General features: G+C 69.9%; 16 protein-coding genes. 13 read left to right on the top strand and 3 right to left on the bottom strand.

Annotated elements, in window-relative coordinates:
• Window positions 1-55 precede the first annotated feature (55 nt).
• From ACZ5PB_RS10095 to ppk2, 3 genes are read left to right on the top strand one after another with little or no spacing between them, the layout of a single operon-like run.
• The gene (locus tag ACZ5PB_RS10095) at window positions 56-2,407 is read left to right on the top strand and encodes a phosphoketolase family protein (RefSeq protein ID WP_468689503.1); all 2,352 of its coding nucleotides are present in this window, start codon (window positions 56-58) and stop codon (window positions 2,405-2,407) included.
• A gap of 54 nt (window positions 2,408-2,461) precedes the next feature.
• Window positions 2,462-3,313: a universal stress protein gene (locus tag ACZ5PB_RS10090; protein ID WP_468689502.1), complete on the top strand. Its 852-nt coding sequence runs from the start codon at window positions 2,462-2,464 to the stop codon at window positions 3,311-3,313.
• Between the two features lie 56 nt (window positions 3,314-3,369).
• Window positions 3,370-4,209 (top strand): polyphosphate kinase 2, encoded by an 840-nt coding sequence (gene ppk2 / locus ACZ5PB_RS10085; protein ID WP_468689501.1) that lies wholly within the window; start codon window positions 3,370-3,372, stop codon window positions 4,207-4,209.
• Window positions 4,210-4,256: 47 nt separating this feature from the next.
• On the opposite strand, the gene ACZ5PB_RS10080 is transcribed toward ppk2, so the two are convergent.
• On the bottom strand, window positions 4,257-4,499 hold the full coding sequence (locus ACZ5PB_RS10080; protein WP_468689500.1) for a hypothetical protein: 243 nt from the start codon (window positions 4,497-4,499) through the stop codon (window positions 4,257-4,259).
• Window positions 4,500-4,739: 240 nt separating this feature from the next.
• Between ACZ5PB_RS10080 and ACZ5PB_RS10075 the strand changes: the two genes are divergently transcribed.
• From ACZ5PB_RS10075 to ACZ5PB_RS10060, 4 genes are all read left to right on the top strand, one after another.
• Window positions 4,740-5,399 (top strand): flavodoxin domain-containing protein, encoded by a 660-nt coding sequence (locus tag ACZ5PB_RS10075; protein ID WP_468689499.1) that lies wholly within the window; start codon window positions 4,740-4,742, stop codon window positions 5,397-5,399.
• Between the two features lie 15 nt (window positions 5,400-5,414).
• Window positions 5,415-6,287 (top strand): universal stress protein, encoded by an 873-nt coding sequence (locus tag ACZ5PB_RS10070; protein ID WP_468689498.1) that lies wholly within the window; start codon window positions 5,415-5,417, stop codon window positions 6,285-6,287.
• A 69-nt stretch (window positions 6,288-6,356) separates the two neighbouring features.
• Window positions 6,357-7,367 carry a type I glyceraldehyde-3-phosphate dehydrogenase gene (gap, locus tag ACZ5PB_RS10065; RefSeq protein WP_468689497.1) on the top strand — a complete coding sequence of 337 codons (1,011 nt, stop codon included), beginning with the start codon at window positions 6,357-6,359 and terminating at the stop codon, window positions 7,365-7,367.
• A 162-nt stretch (window positions 7,368-7,529) separates the two neighbouring features.
• The gene (locus tag ACZ5PB_RS10060) at window positions 7,530-8,075 is read left to right on the top strand and encodes a hypothetical protein (RefSeq protein ID WP_468689495.1); all 546 of its coding nucleotides are present in this window, start codon (window positions 7,530-7,532) and stop codon (window positions 8,073-8,075) included.
• A gap of 189 nt (window positions 8,076-8,264) precedes the next feature.
• Here ACZ5PB_RS10060 and trxB read toward each other — a convergent pair whose 3' ends face one another.
• Together trxB and ACZ5PB_RS10050 are read right to left on the bottom strand one after the other, a co-directional pair.
• Window positions 8,265-9,245 (bottom strand): thioredoxin-disulfide reductase, encoded by a 981-nt coding sequence (gene trxB / locus ACZ5PB_RS10055; RefSeq protein ID WP_468689493.1) that lies wholly within the window; start codon window positions 9,243-9,245, stop codon window positions 8,265-8,267.
• A complete protein-coding gene (locus ACZ5PB_RS10050) occupies window positions 9,242-9,664 on the bottom strand; it encodes an arsenate reductase ArsC (RefSeq protein WP_468689492.1) in 423 nt (140 codons plus the stop codon). The genes trxB and ACZ5PB_RS10050 overlap by 4 nt, the downstream gene beginning before the upstream one ends.
• A gap of 95 nt (window positions 9,665-9,759) precedes the next feature.
• Between ACZ5PB_RS10050 and ACZ5PB_RS10045 the strand changes: the two genes are divergently transcribed.
• The 6 genes from ACZ5PB_RS10045 to ACZ5PB_RS10020 all read left to right on the top strand — a co-directional run bounded on the left by ACZ5PB_RS10045 (window position 9,760) and on the right by ACZ5PB_RS10020 (window position 13,774).
• Window positions 9,760-10,065, top strand: a complete 306-nt coding sequence (locus ACZ5PB_RS10045; RefSeq protein ID WP_468689490.1) for an ArsR/SmtB family transcription factor — start codon at window positions 9,760-9,762, stop codon at window positions 10,063-10,065.
• Entirely contained in the window at window positions 10,065-11,183 is a 1,119-nt protein-coding gene (gene arsB / locus ACZ5PB_RS10040) for an ACR3 family arsenite efflux transporter (RefSeq protein ID WP_468689488.1), read from the top strand. Before ACZ5PB_RS10045 ends, arsB begins: the two co-directional genes overlap by 1 nt.
• Window positions 11,180-12,238, top strand: coding sequence for an ArsO family NAD(P)H-dependent flavin-containing monooxygenase (locus ACZ5PB_RS10035; protein ID WP_468689486.1), 1,059 nt, complete (start codon window positions 11,180-11,182; stop codon window positions 12,236-12,238). The genes arsB and ACZ5PB_RS10035 overlap by 4 nt, the downstream gene beginning before the upstream one ends.
• A gap of 213 nt (window positions 12,239-12,451) precedes the next feature.
• Window positions 12,452-12,808 carry an ArsR/SmtB family transcription factor gene (locus ACZ5PB_RS10030; protein WP_468689483.1) on the top strand — a complete coding sequence of 119 codons (357 nt, stop codon included), beginning with the start codon at window positions 12,452-12,454 and terminating at the stop codon, window positions 12,806-12,808.
• Window positions 12,801-13,286 (top strand): permease, encoded by a 486-nt coding sequence (locus ACZ5PB_RS10025; protein ID WP_468689481.1) that lies wholly within the window; start codon window positions 12,801-12,803, stop codon window positions 13,284-13,286. The genes ACZ5PB_RS10030 and ACZ5PB_RS10025 overlap by 8 nt, the downstream gene beginning before the upstream one ends.
• An 11-nt stretch (window positions 13,287-13,297) precedes the next feature.
• Complete coding sequence (locus ACZ5PB_RS10020; protein ID WP_468689479.1) at window positions 13,298-13,774, top strand: permease; 477 nt, start codon at window positions 13,298-13,300, stop codon at window positions 13,772-13,774.
• The last annotated feature ends 31 nt before the right edge of the window (window positions 13,775-13,805 follow it).

Here is a 13,805-nt window from a genome sequence, read left to right as displayed (position 1 = left end):
CGCATGCGTACGCCTGCCCGACCCGATCCAGGAACCACCCGAAGCAGGAGGCACCGTGGCACCCGACCGACTCACCGAACTGGACGCCCACTGGCGTGCAGCGAACTACCTGGCCGTCGGCCAGATCTACCTGATGGACAACCCTCTCCTGACCGAACCCCTGCGCCCCGAACACATCAAGCCCCGCCTCCTCGGCCACTGGGGTACCTCCCCCGGCCTCAACCTGGTGCACACCCACCTCAACCGCATCATCAAGGAGCGCGGCCAGGAGGCGATCTGCGTCTGGGGCCCCGGTCACGGCGGGCCTGCCGTGCTCGCCAACTCCTGGCTGGAAGGCTCGTACAGCGAGACGTACCCGAGCATCGGCCGGGACGCGGAGGGCATGACGAAGCTGTTCCGGCAGTTCTCCTTCCCCGGCGGGGTGCCCAGCCACGTCGCCCCGGAGACCCCCGGCTCGATCCACGAGGGCGGCGAACTCGGCTACTCCCTCGCGCACGCCTACGGCGCCGCCTTCGACAACCCCGACCTGCTGGTCGCCTGCGTGATCGGTGACGGCGAGGCGGAGACCGGTCCGCTCGCCGCGTCCTGGCACTCCAGCAAGTTCCTCGACCCGGTCCACGACGGCGCGGTTCTGCCGATCCTTCACCTCAACGGCTACAAGATCGCCAACCCCACCGTCCTCTCCCGCGTCCCTGAGGGGGAACTCGACGCACTGATGCGGGGATACGGGTACGGGCCCATTCACGTCACCGGAGACGATCCGCGCGCCGTCCATGCCGCGATGGTCACCGCCATGGACCAGGCCATGGAACGCATCGCGGCCATCCAGCACACGGCCCGCACCACAGGTGCGCACGGCCGGGCCCGCTGGCCGATGATCGTGCTCCGTACCCCCAAGGGCTGGACGGGCCCCGCAACCGTGGACGACAAGCCGGTCGAGGGCACCTGGCGGGCACATCAGGTCCCGCTCGCCGCCGTACGCGAAAACCCCGACCACTTGCGGCAGTTGGAGGGCTGGCTGCGGTCCTACCGGCCCGAGGAGCTGTTCGACACGGACGGACGGCCGACCGCGCAGGTACTGGCCTGCGTTCCGGAGGGCAACCGCCGGCTGGGCGCGAGCCCGCACGCCAACGGCGGCCTGCTCACCCGCGACCTTCCGGTGCCGCCGCTGGAGCAGTTCGCCGTGCCCGTCGACAAGCCCGGCGCCTCCCTCCATGAGCCGACCCGCATCCTGGGCGGTCTGCTCGCCCGGATCATGCGGGACACGGCCGCCCGGCGGGACTTCCGCGTCGTGGGCCCGGACGAGACGGAGTCCAACCGGCTCGGCGCGCTCTTCGAGGTCACCGGCAAGGCCTGGCAGGCGGAGACCCTGCCCACAGATGAACACCTCGCCACCGACGGCCGGGTGCTGGAGATCCTCTCCGAACACACCTGCCAGGGCTGGCTGGAGGGCTACAACCTCACCGGCAGGCACGGCCTCTTCTCCTGCTACGAGGCCTTCGTGCACATCGTCGACTCTATGGTCAACCAGCACATCAAGTGGCTGAAGACCGCGCGCGGCCTGCCGTGGCGCGCCCCCGTCCCGTCCCTCAACTACCTGCTCACGTCGCATGTCTGGCGGCAGGACCACAACGGGTTCTCGCACCAGGACCCCGGCTTCGTCGACCACGTCCTCAACAAGAGCCCCGAGGTCGTCCGCGTCTACTTCCCGCCGGACGCCAACACCCTGCTGTCGGTGGCCGACCACGTCCTGCGCAGCCGCGACTACGTCAACGTCGTCGTCGCGGGCAAGCAGCCGAGCTTCGACTGGCTCTCCCTGGACGAGGCTCGCAGCCACTGCGCACGCGGCGCGGGCATCTGGGAGTGGGCCGGCACGGAGGACCCGGCGAGGACCCCCGACGTGGTGCTGGCCTGCGCGGGCGACGTACCCACCCAAGAGGTGCTGGCCGCCGCCCAGTTGCTCCACCACCACCTTCCCGACCTCTCCGTCCGGGTCGTCAACGTCGTCGACATGACGCGGCTGCTGCCCCGCAAGGAACACCCGCACGGCATGTCGGACTCCGAATACGACGCCCTGTTCACCCCCGACCGGCCGGTCATCTTCGCCTACCACGGCTATCCGTGGCTGGTCCACCGCCTCGCCTACCGCCGCACCGGCCACGCGCACCTGCACGTACGCGGCTACAAGGAAGCGGGCACCACCACCACGCCCTTCGACATGGTCGTACGCAACGACCTCGACCGGTACCGCCTCGTCATGGACGTCATCGACCGCGTCCCGGGCCTCGCGGTCCGCGCCGCCACCGTCCGCCAGACCATGGCCGACACCCGGACCCGCCACCACGCCTGGATCCGCGCACACGGCACCGACCTCCCCGAGGTCGCCGACTGGACCTGGAACGGCTGACTCCGCCTGCCCCCCCCGCACGACCCGGACCCACACACCACGGAGGTGTGCACCGTGCTCACCGAACGAACCATCACCGTCGGCCTCGACGGCTCCCCCGAAAGCCTGAACGCAGCGGACTGGGGCGCCCGCGAAGCCCAACTGCGCGGCCTGCCCCTGCACCTGGTGCACGCCTCCCCCACCCCGCCGCAGCCCCGGCAGCCGTCCGCCGACGACGCCGGGGCCCGGGAACAGAGCGTCATCGACCGTGCGACGCTGCACCTCTCCTACGCCCACCCCTCCCTCGGCATCGTCGAGGAGACGGTCGCCGGCGCTCCAGTACCGACCCTGCTGTCCATGGCCGAGACCTCCGACCTGCTGGTCCTCGGCTCCCGCGGAAACAGTGCCCTCACCGGCCTGATGGTCGGTTCGGTCGCCCAGGCGGTCGCCGCTCGTGCCGCATGCCCGGTCGCTCTCGTACGGGCCGGGGAACAGCCCCAGGACGAACGGCGGGGTGCGCACGACGCCCCGTACCGCCCCGTCCTCCTGGGCCTGGACCTGGAACGGCCGTGCGAGGAGCTGATCGAGTACGCCTTCGGCGCGGCGGCCGGGCGGCGCACGTCGCTACACGTGCTGCACGCATGGACGGTTCCGCTCGCGCCCTCCGCTGCGGCCGAGGACCCGAGGGTCGTGAAGCGGGTGCGGATGGCGGCGGTGCTCCAGTCCTGGGAGCACAAATTCCCCGGCACGAAGGTGGTGCAGGAGGAGGTGCACGGCACGGCCGGACATCACTTGCTGAAAGCCTCCGCCGACGCAAGCCTGCTGGTCGTCGGCCGCCCGGCCGAGGCGGGCCCCCACCTGGGCCCCACGGCCCACTCGGTGATCCACCACGTGCTGTGCCCGGTGGTCGTGGTCCCTCACGCGTGACAGGGGCGCACGGCGGGCGTGTGCACGGCTGCTGTCGAAGGGAAAGGGAGGGGAGGATGCCGACCGACAAACGCCCCAAGCGCGGGACCGGTACGAAGGAGACGTCGAGCGTGCCCCGCGCCGTGTACGAGGCCGAGCTGTACCGCCTCCAGACGGAGCTCGTGGTCCTCCAGGAGTGGGTACGGGAGGAAGGTGCCCGGCTGGTGGTGGTGTTCGAGGGCCGTGACGCTGCGGGCAAGGGCAGCACCATCAAGCGGGTCGCCGAGCATCTCAACCCGCGTGCCGCACGCATCGTCGCCCTGCCCACCCCCACCGCGCGCGAGCGCACCCAGTGGTACTTCCAGCGCTACGTCCAGCACCTGCCTGCCGCCGGAGAGATCGTCCTGTTCGACCGCAGTTGGTACAACAGGGCAGGTGTGGAGCACGTAATGGGCTTCTGCACTCCGCAGGAGCACCAGCTGTTCCTGCGCCAGTGCCCGGCCTTCGAGCGCATGCTGGTCGAGGACGGCATCCTGCTGCGGAAGTACTGGTTCTCGGTGAGCGACGCGGTCCAGGAGGAACGCTTCCGCCGCCGACTGGAGGACCCCACCCGGCGCTGGAAGCTCTCCTCGATCGACATGGAATCGATCAGCAGGTGGGAGGCGTACTCACGGGCGAAGGACGACATGTTCGTCCACACCGACGTCACCGAGGCGCCCTGGTACGTCGTCGAGAGCGACGACAAGCGCGCGGCCCGCCTGAACATGATCGCCCACCTGCTGTCCACGCTCCCCTACCGTGCGGTGCCCGGTAGGCCCTTGCGGCTCCCGCCGAGACCTCCGGGAACGGGGTACCGGCGACCGCCGCGCGACCTGCAGCGTCATGTCCCCGATCACGCGCGCTCGCTGGACGGCTGAAGGGCCTGCGAGCTCCCGCGCTCGCAGGCCCGGTACTCACCGGCGTTTCAGCCGCGGTGGTGGTCGTAGCCGTCGTAGTGGCGCCGGTGTTCGTCGCGTCCGCCGATGTAGTGGCGCTCGTCGACGATCTTCTCCCTCTCGCCGGGCATCTGCCGTCCCTGGGCACCGATGAAGGACAGAAGCCCCAGGACGCCTCCCGCCAGGAGGGCGATACCGACGACGAACGAGCTGAAGCCGAAGATCACCCCGGCGCCGAGCACTGTGGCTCCCAGCAGGATCAGAGGAATCATTGCCGCCCCCTCGGGCTGTCGGGCACCGGGTCGTGCCGTTGCTCCCAGACTGCCGCCGGCACCCGTCGCGGGCTCCGGGCCGAACGGGCCGCACCGGCAGGAGAACGGCCCCCGGGGCAGCGGTGCACCCGGGCCGTCCGGCCCCGCACGAGGGTCTCCGGGCATCTCGCCGCGGGAACGTGCCACCGGCGACGCTGGCAGTACAGGGACCTGAGGGTCTGGGCCTGAGGAGGTATGGACATGGTCGTACTGGTGGGTTACGCGTCCGCACACGGCTCCACCCGGGAAATCGCGAAGCACATCGGCGTGCGCCTTCGGGAACAGGGTCTGGCCAACCACGTACGGGACCTGGACCGGGAAGGCGTCGAAGAGCCGGAAAGGTACGAAGCGCTCGTCCTCGGCAGCGCCGTCCACGACCGAACCTGGCTCGCACCGGCCAAGGACTTCCTGCGCCGCCACGGCGAACTCCTGGAGACCCGGCCCGTCTGGCTCTTCAGCGTCGGCATGCCCGGAGCGCTACGGGGCCCCTGGAAACGACTCGCGGCCAAGGAAGGGCCCCTGATCCTCGCGGACCTGCCCGGCTCGCCGCCGTACCGCAGTCACCGCCTGCTGTCGGGAGTCGTCTCCCGCGACCAGTTCCCCCTGCGGGGCAGGCTGCTCTTCCGCCTCATGGGATGCCGCTACGGCGACTTCCGCGACTGGGACGCCATCGACTCCTGGGTCGACGGCATCGCGCGGGACGTGACCGCTGCCTTCGTCGAAAGGCGGCGGGCAGCGACCCACTCCGGGAAAACAGGGCCGTTCGGCCCCTGGGAAGGCCCGACCCGGACCCTGGCGGAGAGCCGTCCTCCGCACCACTCTGATCGGCACCGGGACAACTCCCGTGTGACCGCAGATTGAAAGGCGAGTGACAGCATGCGATTGCCGTTGGTGGTAGGTGTGGACGGATCGGAGTCGAGCCTCCAGGCGGTCGACTGGGCCGCGGACGAGGCCGCACGCAGCGAGCTGCCCCTCCGGCTCGTCCACGCCTCGCGGTGGGAACACTACGAGAGCGCCTCGTTCAGTTACGACTTCGCCGGCGCGACCCGCATGGGCGTCGCCGAGCGAACCGTGTCGATAGCCGCCACCCGCGCCACACTGCGCCAGGCGGACCTCAAGGTGTCCACCGCGGTGGTACCCGAGGACGCGGAAAGCGCCCTGCTCCGCGAAGCACAGGACGCCACCGCTCTGGTCACCGGATCGCGCGGCCTCGGCACGCTCACCGAACTCCTGCTGGGCTCGGTGAGCCTTGCCGTGGCGGCCCGTGCGCAATGCCCGGTCATCGTGGTGCGCGGCACCAAGGCCAGCCGCGACGGCGTCTACGGGAAGGTCCTCGTGGGCATCAACCGCGAGGTCACCGACCCCGCGTCCGTACGATTCGCGCTCCAGGAGGCCAAGGCCCGCGCCTGCCCGCTCGAAGCGGTGACCGCCTGGCGCACCCCCGCCCAGGACCCGAACCTCCTCCCGTCGGCAGCGGCCAAGTTCACCCGCACCTACCAGGAGCAGGCGGCGGCCCGCCTCGACGACGCGCTGCGCGCGGCCGACGAGCACCCCGGCATCCGGGTGGACCGCAGCACCGTCGAGGGCCCGGCTCACAAGGTGCTGCGCGACCTCTCCACCACCGCCGACCTCCTGGTCCTCGGTGCCCACCGACGGCACAACCGGCTGGGACTGCAACTGGGCCCCACCGCCCACGCCCTGCTGCACCACGCGCACTGCCCGGTGGCCATCGTGCCGAACCACGACTGACCGGGGGCCACGGACTTCCCGCACGCAACCACGAAGCGACAACGACACGACCACACAGGGAGCACTCTCATGACCGTCCGAGTGGGTATCAACGGCTTCGGCCGCGTCGGCCGCAACTACCTGCGCGCCCTCCTGGAGCGCGGTGACAGCGCCGGGGTGGAAGTAGTGGCCGTCAACGACATCACCGCACCCTCCACCCTCGCCCACCTCCTCCTTTTCGACTCGACCTACGGCCGGCTGGGCCTCCCCGTACAACACGACGCGACCTCTTTCACCGTCGACGGCAAGCACATCGCCGTCTCCGCGCAACGCGACCCGGCCGCGATCGACTGGGCCGCACACCGGGTCGACATCGTCATCGAGTCCTCGGGCCGGTTCCGCGACCGCGCGAGCGCGTCGCTCCACCTCAAGTCCGGTGCCCGCAAGGTACTCCTCTCGGCTCCCGGCAAGGCCACCGACCTGACGGTCGTCATGGGCGTCAACCACGACACGTACCGTCCCCTGGAACACCACGTGGTCTCGGCCGCCTCCTGCACCACCAACTGCGTCGTCCCCATGGCCACCGTGCTGCACGAGCGCTTCGGCATCGCCCGCGGCCTGATGACCACCATCCACGGTTACACCAACGACCAGGCCCTCCTCGACGGCCCGCACAAGGACCTCCGCCGGGCCCGCTCGGCCGCCCTCAGCATCATCCCCACCAGCACCGGAGCCGCCCGCGCCGTCGGCCTGGTCGTCCCCGAACTCGCCGGCGTCCTCGACGGCCTGGCCGTCCGCGTCCCCGTCGAGGACGGCTCGCTCACCGACCTCACCGTTGTCCTGGACCGCGAAGCGACCGCCGAGGAGATCAACGCCGCGTTCACCGAAGCGGCGAACGGCCCGCTGCACGGAATCCTCCGGGTCGCCGATGCCCCGATCGTCTCCCGCGACGTCATCAAGGACCCCGCCTCCTGCCTCTTCGACCCCGGCCTCACCCAGGCCCACGGCGACCTGGTGAAAGTCTTCGGCTGGTACGACAACGAATGGGGCTACAGCAACCGGCTCCTGGACCTCACCTCGTACGTGGCCAAAAGGCTGTAACCCTCGACGTGGAATCACTCGTGCGCGTGAAGGACGCTGATCTGGTCGAGTGACGAGCGCCGCTCACCGTAGCGTCGTGGTTGGTCTTGGCGGCCGTGTTCGATCGGCTGAGGAGCGCTCGACGTGCATATGAGGGATCGCGGGCCGAGTTCCACTCGTCGGGTGCCGGAAGAGCCGCAAAGGGACACCTGGTCCGACTCCTGTCGCCTGGAGGATCTGGCACACCTGCATCGGGGATTCACCGAGTACCCGCACCAGCTGGACCTGGACGAACGGTGGGCCAGGCGCTGGACGACGACGTGGAAGTTCGGGCGGGACGCTGCCGCGACGTACTCGGTGCGCGACCTCAATGAGGTGGCAGTTTCACGCACGGTGCCGGTGCGTCGGTTCACTTGGCGGACCGACCAGCAGCACCGGCCGGGGCTCGAGTACATGGTTTCCACGCGCAGGCATCACGGTTTTGAGAGCTTCGAGGAGGAGTGCACGCTCTTGGTCGTCGACTTCGCGGCCGGGCTGCGTGAGGCGCTCTCGCAGCCGTTCCGGCTTCGTTTCCACGCGGGCGGCAAGCGGGTGGATCACACGCCGGACTACCTGTTGCTCACCGACTCCGGTCCGTTCGGGATCGATGTGCGGCCGGCTGGTCGGATTCGTCCCGAGGACAAGGTGAAGTTCGCCGCGACGTTCGAGGCCGTGCTGGCCGCCGGATAGCGCTACGGCGTGGTGCGCACCCAGGGGCCCACCTCTTCATCGCTGCGAAGCCGGTTGGAGGCTACGCAATATCAGTGGTGCAGGTATGGAACGCATTGTGGGGTTCGGCGGCCCGCCACGGCTGCCTTCACTCAAAGGGCTCCGCATCCCGCTGGGCCACTGTGCCGGACCGCGGTGTATGTCCCGGGCTCAGGCAAGGCTGGCGGTGGCTTCCGGTACCGCGGTGCGCCCTTGGTCGGTGAGGGAGGCGAGGTAGCGCTCGGCGTCGAGGGCTGCGGCGCAGCCGGTTCCGGCGGCGGTGATGGCCTGGCGATAGGTGTGGTCGACGACATCGCCGGCGGCGAACACGCCGGGCAGGCTGGTGCGTGTCGACGGGGCGGCGACCTTGACGTAGCCCTCGCTGTCCAGCTCGACCTGGCCGGTGAACAGCTCGGTGCGCGGGTCGTGGCCGATCGCGATGAACAGCCCCGTCACGTCTAGGTCACGGGTGGCGCCGGTGAAGGTGTCGCGCAGGACGACGCCGCCGAGCATGCCGTTCGCTTCCTTGATCTCTGCGATCTCGCTGTCGAAGACGAAGGAGATCTTGTCGTCGGAGAACGCCCGTTCCTGCATGACCTTGGAGGCGCGCAGGGTGGAGCGGCGGTGGACGACGGTGACCGAGCGGGCGAAGCGGGTGAGGAAGGTGGCCTCTTCCATGGCGGTGTCGCCGCCGCCGACCACGACGATGTCGCGGTCACGGAAGAAGAACCCGTCGCAGGTCGCGCACCACGACACCCCGCGCCCGGACAGTTCCTCCTCGTTGGGGAGGCCGAGCTTGCGGTAGCCGGAGCCGGTCGCGATGATCACCGTCTTCGCGCGGTGCACGGTGCCCGCCGAGTCGGTGAGGAGCTTGATGTCGTCGGTGAGGTCGACGGCCGTGATGTCGTCGTCGATCATTTCGGCGCCGAACTTCTCTGCCTGGGCCCGCATGTTCTCCATCAGGACCGGTCCGTCGACGCCTTGGGGGAAGCCGGGGAAGTTCTCGACCTCGGTGGTGGTGGTGAGGGAGCCGCCGACGAAGATGGAGCTGCCGAACAGCAGGGGCTTGAGCTGGGCGCGGGCGGTATAGAGGGCGGCGGTGTATCCGGCGGGGCCGGAGCCGATGATGACGATCTCACGTATCTCGCTCACGCGCTCGCCCCAGGCTTCTCCGGGGCGATCTCGGAGATCAGGCCCTCCACCAGGGTCTTGATTTCGTCGCGGATGGGGCGGACGGCCGCAACGCCCTGGCCTGCCGGGTCCTCCAGTTTCCAGTCGAGGTAGCGCTTGCCGGGGAAGACGGGGCAGGTGTCGCCGCAGCCCATGGTGATGCACACGTCCGACTCGCGGACGGCGTCGACAGTGAGGATCTTCGGGCTCTCGTGCGAGATGTCGATGCCGACCTCGGCCATCGCGGCGACGGCTGCCGGGTTCACGGCGGTTCCCGGGTTGGATCCGGCGGAGCGGACCTCGACGCGGTCGCCTGCGAGGTGGGTGAGCCAGGCGGCGGCCATCTGGGACCGGCCGGCGTTGTGGACGCAGACAAACAGGACGGACGGCTTGTCGGCCATGAGAAGAGGTCTCTTTCGTCGCGGGGCGGGGTCCGCCCGCCGATGACTTCAGCTCCCGCTGGTATCAGCGGGCGATGATGTGACAGTATCAGTGCATGCTGACTTCAGTCGACACTGATCTGTTGCGGGTGCTGGGTGACCCGCTCAGGTTCCAGATCGTGACCCTGCTCGCCCGGGAAACCCTGTGCACGACGCACCTGGTGGAGGAGACCGGCGCCAAGCAGACGAACATCTCCAACCACATGAAGGTGCTGCGCGAGGCCGGAGTGGTGGAGACCGAACCGTGCGGACGGTTCCTCTACTACCGGCTGCGGCCCGAGGTCCTGGAGGGCCTGGCCGGGCAGTTCGCGGTCCTGGCCGCCGCCGCCCGCGACGCCGCGCAGAACAGGCGGGCCTGCTGATGGCCGCCACCGACCCCACCCCCACCCGCACCCCGGGCACTGCCCCGGCCGGGGACGACTCGGTCGTCAAGAAGCTCTCCACCCTCGACCGCTACCTCGCCGTGTGGATCCTTCTCGCCATGGCCGTCGGCCTCGGCCTGGGGCGCCTTGTCCCGGGGATGAACGACGTCCTCGCGAAGATCGAGATCGGCGGGATCTCCCTGCCGATCGCGCTCGGCCTGCTGGTGATGATGTACCCGGTCCTCGCCAAGGTCCGCTACGACAAGCTCGACCGCGTCACCGGCGACCGCAAGCTGATGGTCTCCTCGCTGGTCATCAACTGGATCGTCGGGCCGGCCGTGATGTTCGCCCTCGCGTGGGTGTTCCTGCCGGACCTGCCCGAGTACCGCACCGGCCTGATCATCGTCGGTCTCGCCCGGTGCATCGCCATGGTCATCATCTGGAACGACCTGGCCTGCGGCGACCGCGAGGCCGCCGCCGTCCTGGTCGCCCTCAACTCCGTGTTCCAGGTCCTCGCGTTCGGCCTGCTGGGCTGGTTCTACCTCGACCTGCTGCCCCGCTGGCTCAACCTGGGCGACGGCCAGGGCCTGGACGTGTCCGTCTGGCACATCGCCCTCAACGTGGTCATCTTCCTCGGCATCCCGCTGCTGGCGGGATTCCTCACCCGCCGCATCGGCGAACAGAAGATGGGCCGTGAGAAGTACGAGGCGAAGTTCCTGCCGAAGATCGGCCCGTGGGCGCTGTACGGGCTGCTGTTCACCATCGTCATCCTCTTCGCCCTCCAGGGAAAGACCATCACCTCCCAACCTCTGGACGTCGTACGGATCGCGCTGCCGCTGCTGGTGTACTTCGCCGTGATGTTCTTCGGCACCTTCCTGCTCGGCAAGGGCCTGGGTATGGCCTACAACCGCACCGCGACGCTGGCGTTCACCGCTGCGGGCAACAACTTCGAGCTGGCGATCGCGGTCGCCATCGCCACCTTCGGCGTCACCTCCGGCCAGGCCCTGTCCGGGGTGGTGGGCCCGCTCATCGAGGTGCCGGTGCTGATCGGGCTGGTGTACGTCGCGCTCGCCTGGCGACGGAAGTTCGCCCCCGCCGCGGTAACCACGGCCCCGTGACCTGGCGCACCGAGGTAGTGGTGGTCGGCGGCGGGCAGGCAGGGCTCGCCGCCGGCTACCACCTGCGCCGCCAAGGGCTCGACTTCGTGATCCTCGACGCGGATGCGGCCCCGGGCGGGGCTTGGCAGCACATGTGGGACTCGCTGCACCTGTTCTCCCCGGCCGAGCACTCCTCGCTGCCCGGCCGCCTCATGCCGACCCAGGCGGGCGAGATCTACCCCGGTGCCGGGCACGTGGTCGACTACCTCGCCGACTACGAGAAACGCTACGACCTGCCCGTCCAGCACGGCACCCGCGTGCAGGCGGTACGCCGCGACAGCGGGCGGCTCGTGGTCGAGACCGACGACGGCACCTGGCTGGCGAAGGCGGTCATCAGCGCGACTGGCAGCTGGTCGCGGCCCTTTCTGCCTGCCGTGTCCGGCCGTGACATCTTCACCGGACGCCAGCTGCACACGGTGAACTACCGCTCGCCCGCCGACTTCGCGGGACAGCGTGTCCTGGTGGTCGGCGGCGGGAACTCCGGCGCGCAGATCGCCGCCGACCTCGCCCTCGACGGTCACGTCAAGGTGACGTGGGTGACCCAGCGCCCGCCCCAGTTCCTGGCCGACGACATCGACGGCCGCGCCCTGTTCGACGTCGCCACCGCCCGCCGCCGCGCCCTGGACACAGGCCGCACCGACACCGGCGGGGTCGCGTCGCTGGGCGACATCGTCGCAGTGCCCCCGGTGAGGGCCGCCCGTGACGCCGGCCTCCTTGCCGCGACGCCGATGTTCATCCGGCTCACCAAGGACGGCGTCCAGTGGGCCGACGGCAGTCACACCGCTACGGACGCGGTCATCTGGTGCACCGGTTTCCGCCCGGCACTGTCCCATCTCGCCCCGCTGAACCTGCGCGGCCCGCGAGGGCACCTCCCCACCGAGGGCACCCGCGCGCTCGGCGAGCCGCGCCTGCACCTGCTCGGTTACGGCGACTGGACCGGACCGGCGTCCGCCGCGCTCATCGGGGTCGGCCGGACGGCCCGCGATGCCGTCCGCGACATCGCACACCTGGCCTGACAGCCCAGCCGGTGGCTCCGCAAGCCCCACGGGGTGCGTGCGCCATGGACAGACTGCTGCACCCCGTGGGGCCCCACGCCCCCGAAGTGCCCGACGGCGCCGCAGCCGTCGGGCACTCCCGCATGACGTTCCGCCCCCCTGCCTGAAGACAGCACCCTCCACTCTAGCTATCATCGTCGATGAGCGATAAATGACTGGATGCGGGAGGGAAACATGCTGGACCGCTCCGCCGCGGAGGCGTACGCGAGCTGGTTCGGGTGCCTGGCGGACCCGACCAGGCTGCAGTTGCTTCACCTGCTGGCCACCGAGGGCAAGGCCATGACGATCGGGGCGCTGGTCGCCGCGACGGGGGTGGGGCAGTCGACCGTCTCGGCCCATGTGCGGCGCCTCGCCGAGCTGGAATTCGTGTTCGTCGAGCGGGTGGGCACCGCCAGTCATGTGCGGGTGAACGAGGACTGCCTGGATGAGTTCCCGACGGCAGCCGAGGTGGTCATGGGCCTCACACCGGTGCGAGCCGCCAGCAGTACGCAGGCGCTGGCACCCTGGCAGGCAGATCGGTCCGGTGGGTGAACGGCTGACGTCCGCGTTATCCGAATTCGCTCTGCTGCTGGTGGAGTTGGCGGTCCTGCTGGCGGTGGTCCTTGCCCTCATGGCGCTGATAGCCCGCCGCGTCGGTGTCTCCCGACTCCAGAACTGGCTCGGCGGTGGCCCGCTGGCCGGAGCGGCCAAGGGAATCCTGCTCTGGTTCGTCACGCCGTTCTGTACATACTCCGCGATTCCGGTCGTCATCGGCATGGTCAACGCACGCATCCAGACAGCGACGCTGACGGCCTTCCTGCTGTCCTCCCCTCTCCTCGACCCGGTCATCGTGGCCATCCTCATCCCGCTGTTCGGCTGGAAAGTCACCACGGCCTACGTGGTGACCACCTGCCTTGCCGTGCTGCTCGCCGCCCTGACGGCCGACGCCGCTCACCTGGAGCACGGTCTGCGCCCCGCCACAGCGCACGCAGCGCCGACCACCTCTGCAAGCGGTCCGGCGGCCGCGTAGCCGGCCTGGCCGTGCGCGAGGACACCTGCACCGCACGGCCGTACGACCCGTTCGCCGACCCTGCCCCCTGGGGCGGATGGCGAGCCGAGACCCGCCGCGCCCTGCGTCATGGGCTGACTCTCGCCCGCAGTCCGGCGATCCCGATGGTGGCCTGCGTCGCTGTCGCCGCTGCGATCCTGGGCCTCGTGCCGCAGGACCTCATTGCAGGGCTGGCCGGGCCGGACAACCCTCTGGCCGTGCCCGTCGCGGCGGCGCTCGGCATCCCCTTCTACGTCTCCACCGAAGCCTTCCTGCCCATCGCCGCCACCCTGCACGACAGCGGTATGACGCTGGGGGCGGTCTTCGCGCTGATCATCTCCGCAGCCGGAGTCAACGTTCCCGAACTCGGCCTGCTGAGCCGGGTCATGTCCCGACGCCTGCTCGCCGCCTACACTCTCGCCATCGTGGGCATCGCCGTCACAGCCGGATACCTCATCATGCTGATCTGAGCCGCCCGCCGGCCAGGCACACGCCCGCCAC

Source organism: Streptomyces sp. NPDC032721 (assembly GCF_055579625.1).
The sequence above is the reverse complement of the archived record's forward strand: the minus strand, read 5'-3'. Positions and strand labels throughout refer to the sequence as shown.